Below are 20,285 nucleotides of genomic sequence, written 5' to 3'. Positions count from 1 at the left end.
CGGTTCGATCCCGATAGGCTCCACCAAGCTTACACTTCTCCAGGATGAAACGAAAAGCTATCCGGTCTTTACCGGTAGCGGGCGGATCTGCCGCTCGCGTCTTTGACATTGTGAATGGGTTTTTAAATCGATGCCGTGGCGCATGGATTGTATCGAACGGTTTCGGCCGAGCGTGCGATCGATGCATCACAATCAAGATCAATCAAACGATTATCTGGCTGAGATAATTCCTCCGCATCTATAACAGCGCAGTCTTTATGCAGGGCTGTCGTTGATGGTGTGGATTCTCAAGCGTGAGGTAAGAGCATTTGGTGGATGCCTTGGCATGTGCAGGCGATGAAGGACGTGGCACGCTGCGATAAGCGTCGGGGAGTTGTGAGCAAACTTTGATCCGGCGATTTCCGAATGGGGAAACCCACCTTCACCATTTCTCTCATCATTCCTTCGGGGATGGCGAGTGAGGTGGATAAGGTATCACCGAACTGAATATATAGGTTTGGTGAAGCGAACCCGGGGAACTGAAACATCTCAGTACCCGGAGGAAAAGACATCAACAGAGATTCCCGTAGTAGTGGCGAGCGAACCGGGACCAGGCCAGTGCTTCTTCGTCAGTTAACCGAACACTTTGGAAAGAGTGGCCATAGCGGGTGACAGCCCCGTAGGTGAAAACGACCGAAGAAGACTCGAGTAGGGCGGGACACGTGAAATCCTGTCTGAACATGGGGGGACCACCCTCCAAGCCTAAATACTCGCACATGACCGATAGCGAACACAGTACCGTGAGGGAAAGGTGAAAAGCACCCCGATTAGGGGAGTGAAACAGTACCTGAAACCGAATGCTTACAAGCAGTTGGAGCTCCATAGGGAGTGACAGCGTACCTCTTGCATAATGGGTCAGTGACTTAATCTACCATGCAAGCTTAAGCCGTTAGGTGTAGGCGCAGCGAAAGCGAGTCTGAATAGGGCGACTGAGTATGATGGATTAGACCCGAACCCCGGCGATCTAGGCATGGCCAGGTTGAAGGTGCGGTAACACGCACTGGAGGACCGAACCGGTGAATGTTGAAAAATTCTCGGATGAGCTGTGTTTAGGGGTGAAAGGCCAATCAAGCCGGGAAATAGCTGGTTCTCCGCGAAATCTATTGAGGTAGAGCGTCAGATGTATGCCGATGGGGGTAGAGCACTGGATGGGCTAGGGCTGCGCGAGCGGTACCAAACCTAACCAAACTCCGAATACCATCGAGTCTTGTCTGGCAGACAGACGGCGGGTGCTAAGGTCCGTCGTCAAAAGGGAAACAGCCCTAACCTACAGCTAAGGTCCCCAAGTCATATCTAAGTGGGAAAGCATGTGGGAATCCCAAAACAACCAGGAGGTTGGCTTAGAAGCAGCCATCCTTTAAAGAAAGCGTAACAGCTCACTGGTCTAAATAAGGGTTCCTGCGGCGAAGATGTAACGGGGCTAAAGATATGCACCGAAGCTTAGGGTTCAGAATTTATTCTGAGCGGTAGCGGAGCGTTCCGTAAGCGAGTGAAGGCGAAGGGTAACCGACGCTGGACGTATCGGAAGTGCGAATGCTGACATGAGTAGCGACAAAGAGGGTGAGATGCCCTCTCGCCGAAAGACCAAGGGTTCCTGCGCAACGCTAATCGGCGCAGGGTGAGCCGGCCCCTAAGACGAGCCCGAAGGGGGTAGTCGATGGGAACCACGTTAATATTCGTGGGCCTGAAGATGTGTGACGGATCGTGGACGTTGTTTTCTCTTATTGGATTGAGAAGGCAGCCAAGCGGTTCCAGGAAATAGCCTCTTCATATAGACCGTACCCGAAACCGACACAGGTGGTCAGGTAGAGTATACCAAGGCGCTTGAGAGAAGTATCCTGAAGGAACTCGGCAAATTGCCTCCGTACCTTCGGAAGAAGGAGGCCCCATCTATGCGCAAGCACTGGTGGGGGGCACAGGCCAGGGGGTAGCGACTGTTTATCAAAAACACAGGACTCTGCTAAGTCGGCTTCAAGACGACGTATAGGGTCTGACGCCTGCCCGGTGCTCGAAGGTTAAGAGGAGGAGTGCAAGCTCCGAATTGAAGCCCGAGTAAACGGCGGCCGTAACTATAACGGTCCTAAGGTAGCGAAATTCCTTGTCGGGTAAGTTCCGACCTGCACGAATGGCGTAACGACTTCCCCACTGTCTCCAGGATATGCTCAGCGAAATTGAATTCTCCGTGAAGATGCGGAGTACCCGCGGTTAGACGGAAAGACCCCGTGCACCTTTACTGCAGCTTCAGAGTGGCATTAGGAAAGAGTTGTGTAGCATAGGTGGGAGGCTTTGAAACTTGGGCGCCAGTCCGAGTGGAGCCATAGGTGAAATACCACCCTGCTGTTTTCTGATGTCTAACCAACTACCGTTATCCGGTAGTGGGACCCTCTGTGGCGGGTAGTTTGACTGGGGCGGTCGCCTCCTAAAGAGTAACGGAGGCGCGCGATGGTAGGCTCAGGCCGGTTGGAAACCGGCTGCGAGAGTGCAATGGCATAAGCCTGCCTGACTGCGAGACCGACAGGTCGAGCAGAGACGAAAGTCGGTCATAGTGATCCGGTGGTCCCTCGTGGAAGGGCCATCGCTCAACGGATAAAAGGTACGCCGGGGATAACAGGCTGATGATTCCCAAGAGCTCATATCGACGGAATCGTTTGGCACCTCGATGTCGGCTCATCACATCCTGGGGCTGGAGCAGGTCCCAAGGGTTTGGCTGTTCGCCAATTAAAGTGGTACGTGAGCTGGGTTCAGAACGTCGCGAGACAGTTTGGTCCCTATCTGCCGTGGGCGTCGATTGTTGAAAGGAGTTGCCCCTAGTACGAGAGGACCGGGGTGAACGTACCTCTGGTGTACCTGTCATCCTGCCAAGGGTGCCGCAGGGTAGCTATGTACGGACGGGATAACCGCTGAAAGCATCTAAGCGGGAAGCCTCCCTTAAGATAAGCAATCTTCGAACCGTCATAGACCATGACGTTGATAGGCCGGGTGTGGAAGCGCAGTAATGCGTGTAGCTAACCGGTCCTAATAGTTCTTTTCGCGCTTGTAGGATCCCACCATCAACGACAGTCCTGTTCGGATTGTCTGCGGTGAGGAGGAACTCCCAGCACGATAATCGCCCGACTAGCTCAACAAGCATCGATTTAAGCCCCAACCACCTGCTTTATTGCTTCGTGGTCCTAGCGCCTGTGACCCACCCGATCCCATCTCGAACTCGGCCGTGAAACCAGGCAGCGCCGATGGTACTAGTGCCTAAGCACTGGGAGAGTAGGTCGCCGCGAGGCATTACAGCAGGTGGTTGACGGTCAAGCCCATTCACAGTTTCAAAAAGCCGCTGCCGGACGTGTCCGAGCGGCGGCTTTTTCGTCTCTATTGGCCATTTACGGTCTGGCGAGACGATACGGTGCCGCGGGGTGGAGCAGTCCGGTAGCTCGTCAGGCTCATAACCTGAAGGTCGTTGGTTCAAATCCAACCCCCGCAACCACCATCAATTCAATCGATTTTCAGCCTCGCTGTCTTCAGCGGGGCTTTTTCGCGTTCTGGAACGGGGAAATCGCTTCGCAGAACCTACATGGACCTATGGCTGCCCGGCTCAGTGTCGCGACAATGGCTCTAAGGCGGGGACGGCTAAGGGCATTCTTGCTCAGACGCTCGACATTTCGTGAAGCCGTGCGTCAGAGCGGAGATGCTGGAAAGTCCGCAACTTTGCTGATTGGAAATTCGCCAATTAGCTGAAAACCTTCGCACGGCCGTTGGGCCTGTTCCAGCGCCCGCCAATCTCATACTCTTCGATGGCCCTAGCGCGACGGCCTTCGACACCCTTTGCGTCTCCCTGCCTCTTCTTCCACGCGCCGAGAGGGCGGATAAGCGACCAATCTCCGGTGGCATTTAAAAGAGAAAGCCACGCATCAAAGCGCCGCGAGCGTTTTCGCAATCAAGGATAGTTCGCTTCGATCGAATCCCGCTTTACCGATTTCAAAGTCGGGAGCATGGACGAATCCATGTTCGCAGTACGCGATCCGATCCGGCTTATTCCCGTGCTTTTTCTGGGCCTGATACTCGTCGGGACCGTGGTACTAAGCCTGCCGATCGCCACAACAGACGGTTCAACCGCACCCCTGCTTACGGCTTTTTTCACGTCTACCTCAGCAGTGGCAGTCACTGGCCTCATCGTCGTCGATACGCCGGTCTTTTGGTCCCCCTTCGGTCAGGCGACGATCATGGTGCTGTTCCAGATCGGCGGGTTCGGCATCATGACTGCGGCGACGCTTCTGGGCCTGATGGCGGGGCGCGGCTTCGGATTGCGTGACCGGATGGCGACGCAGGTGGAGCGCAATCGGCTCGATACGGGCGATGCGGCTTCGGTGCTCAAGCTGGTCTTCGCAATCACCATAGCGGTCGAGGCGATCGTCGCAGTGGTTCTCGCGCTACGGTTTGCTCTGAGATACGGTATGCCCTTCGGTGAGGCCGCCTGGCACGGCCTGTTCCATTCGATAAGCGCCTTCAACAATGCCGGATTTTCGAGTTTTTCCGACAGCGTGATGGGATTTCAGAACGATCCGATGATCTTGGGTCCGATCATGCTGTCGGTCATCCTGACGGCACTCGGCTTCCCTGTGATGCAGGACATCCGGCGTCATCATCTACGCTGGCGGCGCTGGTCTCTGCATACCAAGATCACTGTGACGGGGACGGTGGCCTTGCTGGTGTCCGGCTTCCTCGCGATCCTCGCGATGGAGTGGAACAATCCCGCCACTTTGGGACCGATGGGCGTCGGCGCGAAGGTGCTGAACGCCGCCTTCCATTCCGTCATGCCGCGCACCGCCGGATTCAACAGCCTCGATGTCGGCGGCTTGCACGACGAGACGCTCATGACGAATTTCTTCCTGATGTTCGTCGGCGGGGGTAGTGCAGGCACAGCTGGCGGTATCAAGGTCACCACTTTCCTGGTCCTCTTCGCGATCGTCCTGTCCGAGGTGCTTGGCCGCCGCGATGCCGGCCTGTTCCAGCGGCGTTTCGGCCGCGCGGTCGAGCGACAGGCCTTGTCGGTGACGGTATTGGCGGCGTCGCTGATATTCGTCGCGACGAGCTATATCGCCTCGATCTCTCCCCTGCCGCTCGACGATATCCTGTTCGAATGCATATCCGCTTTCAGCACGGTGGGCCTGTCGACCGGCATTACCGCAGACCTGCCGCCTACTGCGCTGCTGGTTCTGTGCGTCCTGATGTTCGTGGGGCGCGTGGGAACCATCACCGTTGCGACTGCGCTTGCCTTGGGCGGGCGCGAGCGCCCCTATCGCTATCCGGAGGAGAATCCGATTGTCGGCTAGACATCGAAAGCCCGTGCTGGTCGTCGGCCTGGGACGCTTCGGCGGTGCCGTGGCGCAAACGCTGGAGCGGATGGGCCACGAGGTTCTGGGCGCGGACACCGATGCGCGCCTGGTTCACGAATTTGCAGGCGAGCTTACCAAGACGGTGGAAGCGGATTGCACCGACAAGACCACTCTCGATCGCCTGGGTGTCGCCGGTTTCGAAGCGGCTGTCGTCGCGATCGGGACCGATATCGAAGCCAGCGTGCTGGCCGTGCTCGCTCTTTCCGACCTTGGCCTCACCAATATCTGGGCCAAGGCGACCAATGACAAACACGCGCGCATTCTGGAAAGGATCGGCGCCAGCCACGTCGTCTTCCCCGAACAGCGTATGGGCGAACGCGTCGCCCATCTGCTCAACGAAAGGCTGCTCGATTTCATCGCTTTCGGAGATGAATTCGCGATCGCCCGCCTGAAAGCGCCGGAACCGATCGTCGGACTTCCGCTCGTCACCAGCGAATGCCGCAAGAAGTTCGATGTGACCGTGGTGGGTGTGAAGCGGGAAGGCGAGAACTTCATCCACGCCGTGCCAGACACCATCATCTTTCCGGACGACGAATTGGTCGTCTCCGGCCGGATCGCGGATATCGAGCGCTTCTCGGCGGCTTGATCCGTCAGCCTGCCGGTCGGCAGTCAGTCCTTTGCCTAGCCAGCTGAGCGCAATGCCGGAACGATTTCGCCCACGTGGGGGAGGGTGCCGATCTGGGGTTGCGCGAAGAGATAGCCCTGCACATAACGCACGCCGATATCTTCCAGAACGCGCAGTTCGTCCTGCGTTTCGATCCCTTCGGCCACCAGAAGCAATCCCATTTCACGGGACAGGTCCACCAGGCTTTTGACGATCTGGCGCCGCGCGAGGCAAGTGTCGAGGTCCCGGATCAAATCCATATCGAGCTTGATGGCGTCGGTCTGCAAATTGGCCAGGAGGCCGAGGCCCGCATGCCCCGAACCAAAATCGTCAATGGCGGTCGTGAATCCAAGCGCCTGATAAGCTCTGACGATGCTGCGCACATGGTCGGTGTCCAACCGCTCGTTTTCGGTGAATTCGAAGATGAGCCGATTGGTCGGAAGGCCCGTTTCGAGCGCCGTTTCCATCGTCAGCTTGATGCAGGCAAGGGGCGAGTAGACGGCGTTGGGCATGAAGTTGATGGAAAGCTTGGCCTCCGTATCCAACAGACCGGCAGCCACCGCTTCCCTGATCGCGTTGACCCGACAGGCCTGATCGAACGCATACCGATTGTCTTCGGTCACGCGCCCCAGGATTTCACCTGCGCTTTCTCCATTCGTCCCTCGAACGAGCGCCTCGAAGGCGTAGGGACGGCCCGTGGTCAGATCGACGATCGGTTGGAAAGCCGTTCGGATGTCGAAGCCGAGGCTTTCGCCATTCCGGCATCCGCTGCATTTCATAACCATAAAGAGCCCTTTTGAAACAGACGCTATTTGGCTCCGTAATGGCTAATTAAGCATGAACTCGCGGATGAATTTCGCCTCTTTTTTGGCAGGTTCGCTTGCTTCTCGGATCGAATGCAAAAAATTTTCTACTTGGGAGTGCGAAATCGAAAGAAGCGAAAAGATCGGCGATTTATTTCGAGCATGAATCGCCGATGGCATAGGCACGGCAGAAGACGTCCACGGCGCCATCGATCCGTTCCGTGTCGCGCTGCTCATCGCGGGCCATACCGAAGCGACGTTCGAGATCACCCATCCCCTTGCACATCGCGGCGAATTGTTCGGCCGCGAGTTCGGGATCGTCGACGGAAATATCGCCCGCTTGGGTGAGGGATGTCAGCAATGCTGCGAATGCTTCCTTCATCCGATGCGGTCCTGCCGCAAGGAACGTTGCACCGACCGCCGGGTCGAGTTCGGTTTCCGCCGCGATACGGCGCTCGAACTGAACCATCTCCGGGCGCGAGAGGAATGTGACCATCGCTTTCCCGATCTCGGTCAGGCGTTCGCGCAGAGTGCCGTTCGGAACTGACGGCACGGTGAAATATCCCCGGATCCGTTCGCATTCCTGTTCGACAGCCGCAGTGAACAGGCCGCGCTTGTCACCGAACTGGTTATAGACGGTGACTTTGGAAACATCGGCTACGGCCGCGACCTGCTCTATCGAGGTCGCCGCGTAGCCACGGTCGAAAAAGCTGGCGACTGCCGCATCGACGATGGCCTTTCGCTTCGTCTCGCTGGCAGGCCTGCCGGCTCTGACTGGCATCGATCCTGTTTCGTCACTTGCCAATCTGAACGGCTCCGCTCACCTGAACGCAATCGTTCATTAATGAGCTATGCGACCGGTCTTGGCAAGAGAGGCGACGGAGCGTTTGTATGAACTGGATCGCGATCCGCATGCTCACCGGCGACGCGCAGAAGTTCTACGGCCTGCTGTTCGGCATCGCCTTTTCCACTCTTCTCATCACCCAGCAGCTTACCATCTTCGTGAATCTCCTCGAACGCGGGTCGAGCGGGGTCTACAATGTGTCGAGCGCCGATGTCTGGGTGATGGACCCCGTCAGCAGGACGACCGAGGTCGCCTATCCGATGCCTTCGACCGCGCTCGATAAAGTGCGCGGCGTGCCCGGCGTGGCATGGGCGGTGCCGCATATCCGCGCGTCGGCTTCGGTGCGGACCGGAAGCGGCGAATTGGAGGGTGTGACGGTGGTGGGCGTCGATGATGCCACGCTGATCGGCCTGCCGAAAAACATGGTCGAAGGAACCCCGGAGGTTCTGTCGCAACCCGATAGCGTGATCATCGACGATGTCGGCGCGACGCGCATGTTCCCCGACCAAAGCCCGATCGGCCAGCGTCTGGAGCTTAACGACCAGCGCGCCGTGATCCGTGGAATTGTCGACGCAATTCCGAGCTTCACCAGCCAGGTTACGCTCTATACCAAATACAGCCGCGCGCTGAATTACGTGCCGGGCACGCGCAACCGCCTGTCCTTCGTACTGGTCGGCAAGGCGCAGGACGTGTCGCCGGAAGATCTGGTCGAGCGGATCGAAAGCCAGACCGGCCTTCGCGCCCGCACCCGTGACGAGTTCGCGCGCGACGGAGTCGATTTTATCATCGAGAACACGGGCATTCCGCCCAATTTCTGAATCACCGTGGCGCTCGGCTTCATCGTCGGCGTGGCGATCGTCGGGCTGACCTTCAGCCTCTTCATCCGCGACAACATCAAGCAGTTCGGTGCCCTGAAGGCCATCGGCGTGACCAATGGCACAATCCGGCACATGGTCGCGGTACAGGCGGGGGTGGTCGGATTTGTCGGATATGGACTAGGTGTCGTGGGAACGGTGCTGTTCATTTTCGGCTTTTCCGGTGAGCCGACCTTCAAGGGGTTTTATATCCCCTGGCAGGTTCCGCTGATCAGCCTGTTCGCCATCATCGTGATTATCGCGCTGACGGGCTGGCTTGCCCTGCGCAGCGTCATGAAGACCGAACCTGCGGCGGTGTTCCGGTGAGCGCGGGGGGCGATCGTCAGGCCGCCATATCGGTGCGCGACGTGGCCCGCGATTTCCTCGCCGGTCAGCAGACCATCCGCGTCCTTCACGGCATCGATTTCGACGTCGCGCCGGGCGAGCTGACCTATCTGGTCGGCGAGAGCGGGTCGGGCAAGACGACGCTGATTCCGATCATGTGCGGCATCCTGTGGCCGACCGAGGGCAGCGTAGAGGTGTTCGGCACTCCGATCTATGGTCTGTCCGACGACGATCTGGTCCGCTTCCGACTGGAGAATATCGGTTTCATCTTCCAGCAGTACAATCTCATCCCCGCGATCGACGCGGCCAGCAATGCCGCTGTCCCTCTGATCGCGCGCGGTATGGACCGCCAAGAGGCCCGCGAGCGGGCGGTCGCGATGATGGAAAAGCTCAATATCGCCAGTCAGGCGGACAAGCTGCCGAACCAGCTTTCCGGCGGCCAGCAACAGCGCGTCGCCATCGCCCGCGCGCTCGTCCACGAACCGCGCCTCGTCGTCTGCGACGAGCCCACCGCCGCGCTCGACGCCACGTCCGGTCGGCGCGTGATGGACCTGTTGCGCGACGTAGCGCTGGCCGAAGACCGCGCCTGCATTATCGTCACACACGACAACCGTATCTTCGACCTCGCCGACCGCATTCTCGTGCTTGAGGACGGTCGTATCACGCATGACGGCCCATTCATGCCGGAGGATCACTGAGATGGCTCTGCTGCCTTCGAATATCAGCTTTTCGCGCCAGGTGCTGCCCATCGTGGCCGTGATCGGGCTGCTCGTGGCAGCTGCCTATATCGCTTTCGGCCTGCCCGATCGCGAGCTTGCCGAACCGACCGGGGAACCGCCCACCGCGCCCGCCACGCTCGCCAACGATGCGCGGGTCGCGGGTTCGGGCGTGGTCGAACCGTCGAGCGAACTCGTCCAGATCGGTACGGCGCTGGCCGGCCTCGTCGCCGATCTGCGCGTGCGCCCGGGCGATTTCGTCGAGAAGGGGCAGCCGCTCTTCGTGGTCGACACCCGCGCTCTGGAAGCGAGGGCGAGCGAGACCCGGACCGCGATTCAAGAGGCACGCGCGGCTATTGCAGAGGCGCAGGCGGCGATTGGCGAAGCGCGGACTGCCGAGGCGACCGCCGCTCGCCAGTTGCAGCTTTATCGCAACGTTTCCGATCCCGCTGCCGTCAGTCAGGCCGAAGTCATCCGGGCGGAAGGCGATGCCGCCGCCGCGCGCGAACGGCGAGGGCAGGCCCAGGCGCGTCTGTCCGCCGCTCGCGCACGCCTCGACAGCGCCCAGGCCCAGGCTTCCAGCGCGCGCACCGAGATCGGTAGGGCGACCGTACGCGCGCCGATCGCGGGTGAGATTCTTGCGGTCAATATCCGTCCGGGCGAATTTCTGTCCACCATGGGCGGGGGAGGGCAACCGTTCATCGAGATGGGAGAGACGCGCCCGCTGCATGTGCGGATCGACATCGACGAGGAGCAGGCCGCGCGCGCCGATCTTGGGGCTGATGCGACGGTCAATCCGCGCGGGGCATCCGATACGCGGGTGAAGGCGAGCTTCGTACGGGCCGAGCCATTGGTCGTGCCCAAACGCTCGCTTACCAATTCGGCTGCGGAACGCGTCGATGTGCGGGTGTTGCAGGTGATCTACGCCTTGCCGGACGATGCACGCGAAACGTTCCGCGTCGGCCAGCAGGTCGATGCCTGGATCCCGGCAAAGAGGTCCGCCCGGTGATCCGCGCCGTACCTCTGCTGGCCGCTGCGGCGCTCGCCGGATGCGTCGCCGGTCCACCGCCCGAAATCGCGACACCGGTCCCGGTTCTACCCGCGAGCTATCTTTACGCAACGCCTTCGGACGAGGCCGGATCGCTCGCGGCCCTGCTGCCAAAGGACGATCCCGCTTTCGACCGTCTTGCGGCACAGGCGCTGGCCGGATCGCCCACGCTTGGCGAAGCGCTGGCGCGGATCGAGCAGGCGCGCGGCGGAGCCGACCGCGCAGGCAGCGAGCGCTTGCCGAACATCGGCGCAAGCGTTTCGGTCACTGGGCAGCGGACCAACCCCGCGCAATTCGGTACGGATCTCCCACCGGGCGTCGAAATAGATAACGAGCGTGTCGGCTATGCCGCCAATCTGACCGCGCGCTGGGATCCGGACATTTTCGGCGCCTTGCGCGCGCAGGAGCTGGCTGCGCTGCTTCGTGTCGATGCCGCATCCGCCGGGGCGGCGGCAGTACGACAGGCCCTGATCGCCGAGATCGCGGCGAGAGTGATCGACTGGCGCACGCTTGCAGCGCGCCAGTCCGAGTTGGAAAGCGATCTTGCGGCAGTGGGCGAACTGGCCCGGCTCGCCGAAGTGCGCGAGCGCGCGGGGATCGCGCCCGGCTTCGACCGGGTGCGTGCGGAGAGCCAGGCCGCCGCCTCGCGCAGCCGTTTGCAAAGGCTCTCGGGCGAACGGGCGCGCGTTCTCGGCCGACTGGTGACGCTCACCGCGCAGGGTGGGGCGCAGGTGCGTGCGGCGCTGCAACAGGAAGGGCCTGCGGTACCGCTCCCGCCGGCTCCTCCGGCGCTTCCTTCCGAACTGCTCGCCAATCGGCCCGACGTCGTCCGCGCCGCCGCAGAGCTTTCCGCCGCCGACGCCGATCTCGCAGCGGTCGCCCGGACGCGCTTTCCGCGTTTCGATCTCAGTGCTGCAATCGGGCTGCTCGCATTCGGTGTCGGCGACCTGTTCGAGGCGGATTCCGTGATCGCATCGCTCGTAGCGTCGGTGGCCGCGAACTTGCTGGATTTCGGGCGGATCGAAGCCGAGATCGACACTGCCGTTGCGGCCAAACGCGCGGCATTCGAAGCGTATCGCGGCGCGGTATTTACAGCGCTCGGCGATGCGGAGGCGGCTTACGGTCTGGTGGAGGCCGCCGATGCCGAGGCCGCAGCGTCCATAGCCGAGCGCGATATCGCCCAGCGCGCAGCGGCCATCGCCAACACGCGTTTCGAAGCGGGCCTGGCTAACTTTCTCGCCGTCATCGAAGCGCGGCGGGCCGCCGATGCCAGTGGCGAGCGCGCCGCTGCGGCAATCGGTCGCGCGCGCCGGGCGCGCGTGCTGTTATGGCAGGCGCTCGGCGGATCTCGTTATGGCCCATGAACGTCTGCGCAGGGACGTCCGCGCAGGCTGGCGGCATCACGCGGCAGCGGCTCTCCTGCGCAGTATGACGCTCGCGCGCCAATAGCATCCGATGGCGATCGGCGTGAACGCCGCGATGACCAGCAGGGCGTAACGCAGCGATTGATCGCCGAAACGCGGCTCGAACAGGTCCGATATGACCCCGACCAGCGTCGGACCGATGCCGAGGCCGATCAGATTGATCACCAGCAGCGTGATCGCGGCCCAGACGGCGCGCATCCGAAGCGGGGCGAGCGTCTGGATCATCGCGAAGGTCGGCCCAAGATAGCAGGACTGGAACAGGACGGCGATGAAGTACACGCCCACGGCTATCCAGGCATTGTCGACCAGATAAAAGATAATCAGGAAGGGAAGCGCCAGCGTCTTGAGCCCTGCGATCATCAGGGGCTGCGCCTGCATCCCGTACTTATCGGCCAGTCGGTTCGCCAGCCAGCCGCTGCCCAATCCGCTCGCCACCCCGGCCACCGCCAGAAGCGGCGCCACGATATTGCCGACCTGCAGCGTGTTGAGGCCGAAGGAACGGATCAGATAGGCGGGCGTCCAGCCGGTCAGCGCGTATCCGATCATCGAGGTCAGGGTCACGCCGGCGACCAGCCAGACTGCCGCGCGGTCGGCGAAGATGGAGCGGAAGCCTTCACGGATCGAAGGCATTCGCGTTGCCTCTACCGCGCCCGGTTCGGCCTTTCGCATCGGCTCGGTGGCGAACAGCTTCACCACGATGGCGAGAACGACGCCCGGCAGGCCGATGGCGATGAAGGCGGTGCGCCAATCGAAGAAATAGGTGAGATTTCCGCCGAACATCTGCCCCGCGGCAGCGCCCAGCGTCACGCCGAGCGAATAGATCGAGAGCGCGAGCGCGCGCTTTTCCGCCGGGTACAGATCGGCGATGATCGAATGGCTGGGCGGGCTCGACCCCGCCTCGCCGATCCCGACCCCGATCCGCGCCAGCAGCAGATGGGTGAAATTCTGCGCCAGGCCGCACAGCGCGGTCATCCCGCTCCACACCGCCAGCGCGGCCGAGATGATGTTCACGCGGTTCACTCTGTCGGCGAGCGCCGCCACCGGAATACCGAGCGTGGCGTAGAAGATCGCGAAGGCGAGGCCGGAGAGGAGGCCCAGCTGCGTGTCGGACAGCAGCAGGTCGGCCTTGATGTCCTCCAGCAGGATGGCGAGGATCTGCCGGTCCATATAGCTGAAGAAATAGGTCGCGGTGAGGAGGAACAGAGTGACCTGCCGCGCGCGCGGACTGACCTCTTCTGCTACTCCAGCCGGTGTCGGTGCCGGAGCCGTGGTCGCCATGTGATTGTATCCCTTCCCTGCCGTAATCGCCCGCGACGGATCACTCCGCCTTCTGCAGCGCCGACTTATCGATTGTGTTTTTCCCGTTATGCGCCGTGTTCCTCAGACAGGGCCGACGCCGAGTTCTCGTGGTGCCAAGCCGCCCCGATTGCGCGTTCATCGGGAATTGCTGCGGACAAGGGCGGAATAGATCAGCGTCTTCAGCTGCCGCCGGATGGGATAGGTGGACGATGGGTAGAGCTGGGTCATGAACACCATCGTGATCCGCTCCACCGGATCGACGAAGAAGGCGGTCGAATAGACGCCGCCCCAATAAAATTCGCCGCGACTGGCGGGCATTAGCGTGCGGGCCGGATCGATGACGGTGGCGAATCCCAGGCCGAACCCGCTTCCTGCATTGCTGGCTTCGCTGAAGGCGCTTCGGCTGATCCGCGTGAGGTCGGCATCGTCCGGCAGATGGTTCGCCGTCATCAAATCCAGCGTTTTCGGCGCGACGATCCGGGCTCCCTCCAGCGTGCCCCGGTTCAGCAGCATCGTGCAGAAGCGGTGGTAATCGCCGATCGTCGAGATCAGCCCGCCGCCGCCGGAATGAAATTCGGCCGGTTCGAGCATGCGGCTCCGCTCCGCGCTGTCGATGACACGGGGCGCACCGCCGGGCGTATAGGCCCAGGCATCTCCCAGGCGATCGGCGCGGTCGATGGCGGCATCGAAACCGGTATCGGTCATTTCGAGCGGGGCGAAGATATGCCGCTCGAAATAGTCGCCCAGCTTCAGGCCCGAAAGCCGCTCCACCGCGACGCCCAGCACATCGGTCGATACGGAATAATTCCATCGTTCGCCGGGTGAGAATTCCAGCGGCAGTTTCGCGAGCGCGGTGATGTATTCGTCCGAATCCAGGCCCCGGCGCGGCATGTCGAGGCGGGCGTCGCGATAGGCGGCATCTATGCTGGTGCGGTTCTGGAAACCGTAGGTCAGCCCGCTCATATGCGTCAGCAGATCGACGAATCGCATCGGCTCGGCCCTCTGGCCCGGCGCGAAGGGGATCGACCCGCCGCCGCCGGCATAGACGCGCAAATCCGCGAATTCCGGCAATACGCGCGCGACCGGATCGTCGAGAGCGACCTTGCACTGTTCGACAAGCTGCATGAACGCGATTGACGTGACCGGCTTGGTCATGCTGGCGATGCGGAACAGCGCATCCTCGCGCATGGCGGTGCCTTCCGCACGCAGATGGCCGAACTGCGAAAAATGGACCGGATCGCCTTCGCGCGCGATCAGCAGCTGCGCATTGGGGAGGCGCCCCGTGTCGATATACTGCGCTGTGATGAAGTCGTCGATCCGCGCCAGACGCTCGGGATCGAAGCCGCGGCTTTCCGCATCCGCCAGTTTCATGCGCGCCCTCTCCCCTCGCGTTTTCGAAGGGGTAGGCCGCCTTCGCGTATCCGGCAACCGCACACTTGCTTTCGCGCCGCGTTCCGAACTCGTCCTGTCGCAAAATTACAGCTGACGGCGCTAACCCGATCATTTCTTAGGCTGAAATCAAGCGCTGTGGAATGGTCGAACCGCGTGCTACCGGATAGAGCCGAGACGAGGCGGAGAGAGATATGGCGAGTTTTATGGCACCTCACGGGTGGGCAGCCCCTGAAAATTGGCCGGCGATGAGCCGCGCGCAGTGTCGCAATATCCTGACCGCGCCCGGCCAGCGCTTCGAGATGGGCGAGGCGGTGATTTCCGGCGTGCCGACCCGGATCTGGAAGAACGCACCCGCTAATTTGCGCCTCGTCGCCCAGGCGGGAGAGGCCCATGGGGAGCGGGACTTCCTCGTCTACGAAAGCGAGCGGGTTTCCTACGATGCCTGGTTCCGCGCCGTGGCGACGCTCGCGGCGGAGTTGCAGGCGAAGGGCGTGGGGAAGGGCGACCGCGTCGCTCTCGCCATGCGCAATCTGCCCGAATGGCCCGTCGCATTCTTCGCAGCCGTGACGATCGGGGCGATCTGCGTGCCGCTCAACGCATGGTGGACGGGCGAGGAGCTGGCCTACGGACTGCAGGATTCGGGCACCAGGCTGCTGATCTGCGATGCCGAGCGGTGGGAGCGGATTGCGCCGTACCGTTCGGAATGCCCGGCGCTCGAAACGGTCATCGTCTCCCGCGCGGACAATCCGGGCGAGGATACGATCATGCTGGAGAGGCTGATCGGCAGGTCGGAAGAGTATGCCTCGCTCGCCTGCGATACCCTGCCGGATGTCGACATCGCGCCGGACGACGATGCGACGATCTTCTACACCAGCGGCACTACGGGCCGTCCGAAAGGTGCGTTGGGTACGCATCGCAATCTGTGCACCAACATCCTGTCGAGCGCTTATAATTCGGCCTTCTCGGTGCTGCGCCGGGGCGAGGCGCTTCCGGACCCGATGCCGCGCACCAGCCTCACCGTCATTCCGCTGTTTCACGTCACCGCCTGCTCGGCGGGGCTGATGGGCTCCATCGTGGCGGGCAACACGCTGATCTTCATGCACAAATGGGATCCGGTGGAGGCCTTCGGGATCATCGAGCGCGAAGAGGTCAATCTGACGGGCGGCGTGCCGACCATCGCCTGGCAGCTGATCGAACATCCCGAGCGCCACAAATACGACCTTTCCAGCCTCGAAGCGGTCGCTTACGGCGGCGCGCCCGCCGCGCCGGAGCTCGTGCGCCGGATCCACCAGGAATTCGGCGCGCTGCCCGGCAATGGCTGGGGCATGACCGAAACCATGGCGACGGTGACCGGACATTCGGGCGAAGACTATCTCAACCGCCCCGACAGCTGCGGCCCGCCGGTGGCGGTGGCGGACCTGAAGATCATGAGCGAGGACGGCAGCACCGAACTGCCCACCGGCGCGATCGGCGAATTATGGGCGCGCGGGCCGATGGTGGTGAAAGGCTATTGGGGCAAGCCCGAAGCGAGCGCGGAGACCTTCGTCGACGGCTGGGTGCGGACCGGCGATCTCGCCCGGCTGGACGAGGAAGGCTGGTGCTACATAGCCGACCGGGCCAAGGACATGATCATTCGCGGTGGGGAGAATATCTACTCGTCCGAAGTCGAGAACGTCCTCTACGATCACCCCGCCGTTACCGACGCTGCTTTGATCGGCCTGCCGCACAAGCAGCTGGGCGAAGAACCGGCGGCGGTGGTCCATCTCGCCCCCGGTACGAGCGCGAGCGAGGAGGAGTTGCGCGAATGGGTCGCGGCGCGCCTCGCCCGCTTCAAGGTGCCGGTGCGGATCGCGTTCACGCGAGCCACGCTGCCGCGCAACGCCAATGGCAAGATTTTGAAAAAGGACTTGGCGAGCCTGTTCTAAAGGCTCGCCAAGCGGTTCCTCAATAGCCGGACAAAGTCGCGAAGCGGTTCTTGAGCATGGCGGTGCCGCCCCAGCTCGCCTCCAGCACGCGGGCGCGCTTCAGATAGAAACCGACATCGTATTCGTCGGTCATCCCCATGCCGCCATGCAATTGCACGCCTTCGCGGCTGATCGTGTGGAGCACGCGATTGGCTTCGGCCTTGGCGATGGTCGCCGCGCGCGCAACGCCGAAGCCGCTGTCGAGCGCCTGGAGCCCACCTTCGACCGCCGAGCGCATCATTGCCAGATCGCCGAACAGATCGGCCATCCTGTGCTGCAGCGCCTGGAAGGTGGCGAGCACCTGATTGAACTGCACGCGCTGCTTCAGATAATCGAGCGTGCTGTCGAACACCTGCTGCGCCATGCCCAGCATCTCGCAGGCCGTCAGCACGCGCGCCCGATCGAGCACGTCGTCCAGCAGACTCTCGCCGCCATTCGCCAGCTTGTCGGCAGCCGCGCCGTCGAAGGTCACTTCCGCATGATTGCGATTATCGACCATGCTGCGGGTCGATAGCGAAACACCCTCGCCAGCTTCGACCAGATAGAGCCCGTCCGCGGCGGCAACCACGAACAGATCCGCACCGTGCGCTTCGTGGACGAAGGCCTTGGTGCCGGTCATCCGACCATCCGATACGCCGGTCTTGTAGTCGGTAGGGCCATGCCGGGGCCCTTCATCGATCGCCAGCGTCGCCTTGATTTCGCCGCCTGCGAGACCGGGCAGCCATTTGGCCTTCTGCTCCTCGCTCCCACCCAGCAGGATCGCGGACGCAGCCAGGGTCGAGGCGATCAGCGGGCTTGCCGTCAGCGTCTTGCCGAGCTCTTCGACCACGAGGCCGAGCGATAGCCAGCCGAAATCGGACCCACCGTGTTCTTCCGGGATTATGACCCCGGTCCAGCCCATTTCCGCCATGGTTGCATAGGCGGCGGGGTCGTAGGCTTCCGGCGCACCTTCGCGGCGCACCTTGCGGAATTCGGTTACCGGGCTTTTCTCGGTGGCCCAGTCGCGCGCCATGTCGCGCAGCATTTCCTGTTCTTCGTTCAGTACCGCCATGATCGCGCTCCCTTACTGATGGTCCAGCATGCCGAGCACGCGCTTGGCGATGATGTTGTTCTGAATTTCGGTCGATCCGCCGTAGATCGTCGTCGCCTTGCCGAACAGCCAGGCGCGGGTGCCCGACAGCTCGCTTTCGGAAAAGCCTTCGCCTTCCCAGCCGAGCGCCTGCATCCCCATGATCTCGATCAGCATTTCGGCGCGTTCCTGGCCGAGCTTGGTGCCGAGCTTCTTGAGAACCGAGCTGATTTCGGAAACGCCACCCTGCGCCTTGCTCTCCTCGCCCGCGCGCCGCGCGGTCAGGAGGAAGGCGTTCCAGCGAATGTCGAAATCCGCGATCCGGTCGCGCAGCACCTTGTCCGCAAGCTCGCCATTGGCGTCGGTCCCGGTGTATTTCTTCGCGATGTCGGACAGGCTCGCACCCATCAGGCGCGCCATGCTGCCGCCGCCCGAAAGGTTCGTGCGCTCGTGCTGGAGCAGGCGTTTGCCGATGGTCCAGCCCTGGCCTTCCTCGCCCACGAGATTGCCCTTGGGCACCTTCACATCGGTGAAGAACGTCTCGCAGAACGGGCTCGCGCCGCTGATCATCTGGATCGGGCGGACTTCCACCCCGGGCGCATCCATGTCGATCAACAGGAAGCTGATGCCCTTGTGTTTGTCGCTACGGTCTGTGCGGACGAGGCAGAAGCACTTGTCCGCCCACTGGCCGCCGCTGGTCCATGTCTTCTGGCCGTTGACGAGGTAATGATCGCCCTTGTCTTCTGCCATGGTCTGGAGATTGGCGAGATCGGACCCGGCATTGGGTTCGCTATAACCCTGGCACCAGCGGACCTCTCCACGCGCGATCGGGGGGATATGCTCGTGCTTTTGTTCCTCGTTGCCGTATTCGAGCAAGGTGGGGCCGAACATCATCACGCCCATGCCGCCGATCGGGTTGTATGCCCCGGCCTTCGCCATCTCCTCGTTGAGGATGGCGGCCTGTTTGCGCGTGAGGCCACCGCCGCCATACTCCTTGGGCCAGGTCGGCACGCCCCAGCCGCGCTCGCCCATCGCTTCGCGCCAGTTGCGCTCGGCATCGCTTTCATCCGTAGGCCCCTCGACGGCGGAAAGGAGGTTGCCCTTGCCCTTCAGCTCGTCGGGAAAATGGTTCGAAAGGAATTGTCGCACTTCGGTGCGGAACGCTTCGTCCTCGCTGTGCAGGTCGATATCGGGCTGGGTCGCCATAATGTGTCTCTCCTATCGCGCGCCATTGTTGCGCGCCTAATCCCCTCGGATCAAGGGTTCGCGCGTTCGAACACGGCGGCCATGCCCTGGCCGCCGCCGATGCACATGGTTTCGAGCCCGTAGCGAACCTCGCGTCGCTTCATCTCATACGCCATGTCGGCAAGGATGCGGATGCCCGTCGCGCCGATCGGATGGCCGAGCGAGATGCCCGAGCCGTTGACGTTGACGATATCGCGGCGGCTGTCGTCGTCCGAAAAGCCCCAGCCTTTCATCACGGCGAGCGCTTGGGGCGCGAAAGCCTCGTTCAATTCGATCAGGCCGATATCGTCCCAGCCGAGCCCGTTTTTCGCGAACAGCCGGTCGACGGCGGGGACGGGGCCGATCCCCATGCGCGACGGGTCGCAGCCTGCTGCGCTCCAGCTGTGGAACCACAGGATCGGTTCGAGGCCGAGTTCTTCGACCTTGTCTTCAGCCACCACGAGGCAGGCGGCGGCGGCATCGTTCTGCTGGCTGGCATTGCCCGCCGTAACGATGGCGTCCTTGTCGCGTTTGCCATCGATGGCACGCAATCCGCCGAGCGTCTCCATGCTGGCATCGGCGCGGAAGCCTTCGTCCTTTGCGAACACCACCGGATCGCCGCGACGCTGTGGGATTTCGACAGGCACCAGTTGGTCGTCGAAGTGGCCCGCGTCCCACGCGGCGGCGGCGTTCCGGTGGGATCGCACGGCGAATTCATCCGCAGCCTCCCGCGAGATGCCGTAATCCTTGGCAAGGTTTTCCGCCGTCTCGATCATGCCGGTGATGACGCCGAAGCGTTCGATCGGCTGGCTCATCAACCGCCCGCGCGTCAGCCGGTCCCACAACACCATATCGCCCAAGCGCGCCCCGTGGCGGGCCTTGGTTGTGTAGTGTTCGACGTTCGACATGCTCTCGACCCCGCCCGCGAGCACGCAGTCGGCAACGCCGGTCTGGACCATCATCGCCGCAGTCGCGACCGCCTGGAGGCCCGAGCCGCAGCGCCGGTCGAGCTGGAAGCCGGGAACCTCGATGGGCATGCCTGCCGCCAGCCAGCTCCAGCGCCCGATCGCAGGCGCTTCGCCGCTGCCATAGCCTTGAGAGAAGACGACATCCTCGACACGCTCGGGATCGACGCCGCTGCGCTCCACCAGCGCCTTGATAATGATCGCGCCCAATTCGCCCGCCTCGATGGGCGCGAGCGTGCCGAGAAACGCGCCGACAGGCGTGCGCAGGGGTGAACAGATGGCGACGCGGCGAAGATTGGTCATGCGATTGG

General features: G+C 62.1%; 15 protein-coding genes, 2 tRNA genes and 2 rRNA genes (1 of these 19 running past the window's edge). 12 read left to right on the top strand and 7 right to left on the bottom strand.

The window, feature by feature from the left end; all coding sequences use genetic code 11:
* The 6 genes from J7347_RS08465 to J7347_RS08440 form a co-directional block, all read left to right on the top strand.
* Positions 1–26: transfer RNA gene (locus J7347_RS08465), tRNA-Ala, on the top strand (it extends 50 nt beyond the left edge of the window).
* Positions 27–288: 262 nt separating this feature from the next.
* Positions 289–3,078: ribosomal RNA gene (locus J7347_RS08460) — 23S ribosomal RNA — on the top strand.
* A 121-nt stretch (positions 3,079–3,199) separates the two neighbouring features.
* Positions 3,200–3,314: ribosomal RNA gene (gene rrf, locus J7347_RS08455) — 5S ribosomal RNA — on the top strand.
* 123 nt (positions 3,315–3,437) lie between these two features.
* Positions 3,438–3,514 (top strand) — tRNA-Met (locus J7347_RS08450).
* Between the two features lie 505 nt (positions 3,515–4,019).
* Entirely contained in the window at positions 4,020–5,360 is a 1,341-nt protein-coding gene (locus J7347_RS08445; RefSeq protein ID WP_245173911.1) for a potassium transporter TrkG, read from the top strand.
* Positions 5,361–5,373: 13 nt separating this feature from the next.
* Positions 5,374–6,009 (top strand): TrkA family potassium uptake protein, encoded by a 636-nt coding sequence (locus J7347_RS08440; RefSeq protein WP_233999148.1) that lies wholly within the window; start codon positions 5,374–5,376, stop codon positions 6,007–6,009.
* 35 nt (positions 6,010–6,044) lie between these two features.
* Here the strand turns inward: J7347_RS08440 and J7347_RS08435 are convergent, their stop codons facing one another.
* Together J7347_RS08435 and J7347_RS08430 are read right to left on the bottom strand one after the other, a co-directional pair.
* Positions 6,045–6,806 carry an EAL domain-containing protein gene (locus tag J7347_RS08435; RefSeq protein ID WP_348521596.1) on the bottom strand — a complete coding sequence of 254 codons (762 nt, stop codon included), beginning with the start codon at positions 6,804–6,806 and terminating at the stop codon, positions 6,045–6,047.
* Between the two features lie 175 nt (positions 6,807–6,981).
* Entirely contained in the window at positions 6,982–7,611 is a 630-nt protein-coding gene (locus tag J7347_RS08430) for a TetR/AcrR family transcriptional regulator (protein ID WP_209161642.1), read from the bottom strand.
* A gap of 110 nt (positions 7,612–7,721) precedes the next feature.
* On the opposite strand from J7347_RS08430, the gene J7347_RS08425 reads away from it, so the two are divergent.
* From J7347_RS08425 to J7347_RS08410, 5 genes are read left to right on the top strand one after another with little or no spacing between them, the layout of a single operon-like run.
* Positions 7,722–8,492: an ABC transporter permease gene (locus J7347_RS08425; RefSeq protein WP_245173910.1), complete on the top strand. Its 771-nt coding sequence runs from the start codon at positions 7,722–7,724 to the stop codon at positions 8,490–8,492.
* A 6-nt stretch (positions 8,493–8,498) separates the two neighbouring features.
* Complete coding sequence (locus J7347_RS13295; protein ID WP_348521592.1) at positions 8,499–8,855, top strand: FtsX-like permease family protein; 357 nt, start codon at positions 8,499–8,501, stop codon at positions 8,853–8,855.
* Positions 8,852–9,571 carry an ABC transporter ATP-binding protein gene (locus J7347_RS08420; protein WP_209161641.1) on the top strand — a complete coding sequence of 240 codons (720 nt, stop codon included), beginning with the start codon at positions 8,852–8,854 and terminating at the stop codon, positions 9,569–9,571. Before J7347_RS13295 ends, J7347_RS08420 begins: the two co-directional genes overlap by 4 nt.
* Before the next feature lies 1 nt (position 9,572).
* Positions 9,573–10,598 (top strand): efflux RND transporter periplasmic adaptor subunit, encoded by a 1,026-nt coding sequence (locus J7347_RS08415; RefSeq protein WP_209161640.1) that lies wholly within the window; start codon positions 9,573–9,575, stop codon positions 10,596–10,598.
* Positions 10,595–12,001, top strand: coding sequence for an efflux transporter outer membrane subunit (locus tag J7347_RS08410; protein WP_348521591.1), 1,407 nt, complete (start codon positions 10,595–10,597; stop codon positions 11,999–12,001). Before J7347_RS08415 ends, J7347_RS08410 begins: the two co-directional genes overlap by 4 nt.
* A 36-nt stretch (positions 12,002–12,037) precedes the next feature.
* On the opposite strand, the gene J7347_RS08405 is transcribed toward J7347_RS08410, so the two are convergent.
* Both J7347_RS08405 and J7347_RS08400 read right to left on the bottom strand, forming a co-directional pair.
* Complete coding sequence (locus tag J7347_RS08405) at positions 12,038–13,339, bottom strand: MFS transporter (protein WP_209161639.1); 1,302 nt, start codon at positions 13,337–13,339, stop codon at positions 12,038–12,040.
* Positions 13,340–13,495: 156 nt separating this feature from the next.
* Positions 13,496–14,731 (bottom strand): serine hydrolase domain-containing protein, encoded by a 1,236-nt coding sequence (locus J7347_RS08400; RefSeq protein ID WP_209161638.1) that lies wholly within the window; start codon positions 14,729–14,731, stop codon positions 13,496–13,498.
* A gap of 266 nt (positions 14,732–14,997) precedes the next feature.
* Here J7347_RS08400 and J7347_RS08395 point away from each other — a divergent pair, with 266 nt between their 5' ends.
* Positions 14,998–16,677 carry a class I adenylate-forming enzyme family protein gene (locus tag J7347_RS08395; protein ID WP_245173909.1) on the top strand — a complete coding sequence of 560 codons (1,680 nt, stop codon included), beginning with the start codon at positions 14,998–15,000 and terminating at the stop codon, positions 16,675–16,677.
* Between the two features lie 19 nt (positions 16,678–16,696).
* Here J7347_RS08395 and J7347_RS08390 read toward each other — a convergent pair whose 3' ends face one another.
* Genes J7347_RS08390 through J7347_RS08380 form a run of 3 tightly spaced genes read right to left on the bottom strand, consistent with a single transcriptional unit; the run spans position 16,697 to position 20,277 of the window.
* Positions 16,697–17,767, bottom strand: a complete 1,071-nt coding sequence (locus tag J7347_RS08390; RefSeq protein WP_209161637.1) for an acyl-CoA dehydrogenase family protein — start codon at positions 17,765–17,767, stop codon at positions 16,697–16,699.
* A 12-nt stretch (positions 17,768–17,779) separates the two neighbouring features.
* Entirely contained in the window at positions 17,780–18,991 is a 1,212-nt protein-coding gene (locus tag J7347_RS08385; protein ID WP_209161636.1) for an acyl-CoA dehydrogenase family protein, read from the bottom strand.
* A 50-nt stretch (positions 18,992–19,041) separates the two neighbouring features.
* Positions 19,042–20,277 carry an acetyl-CoA C-acetyltransferase gene (locus J7347_RS08380; RefSeq protein WP_067684133.1) on the bottom strand — a complete coding sequence of 412 codons (1,236 nt, stop codon included), beginning with the start codon at positions 20,275–20,277 and terminating at the stop codon, positions 19,042–19,044.
* Positions 20,278–20,285: the final 8 nt, after the last annotated feature.

Origin of the sequence: Erythrobacter sp. A6_0 (assembly GCF_017744235.1) — a bacterium.
Lineage (GTDB): Bacteria > Pseudomonadota > Alphaproteobacteria > Sphingomonadales > Sphingomonadaceae > Qipengyuania.
The sequence above is the reverse complement of the archived record's forward strand: the minus strand, read 5'-3'. Positions and strand labels throughout refer to the sequence as shown.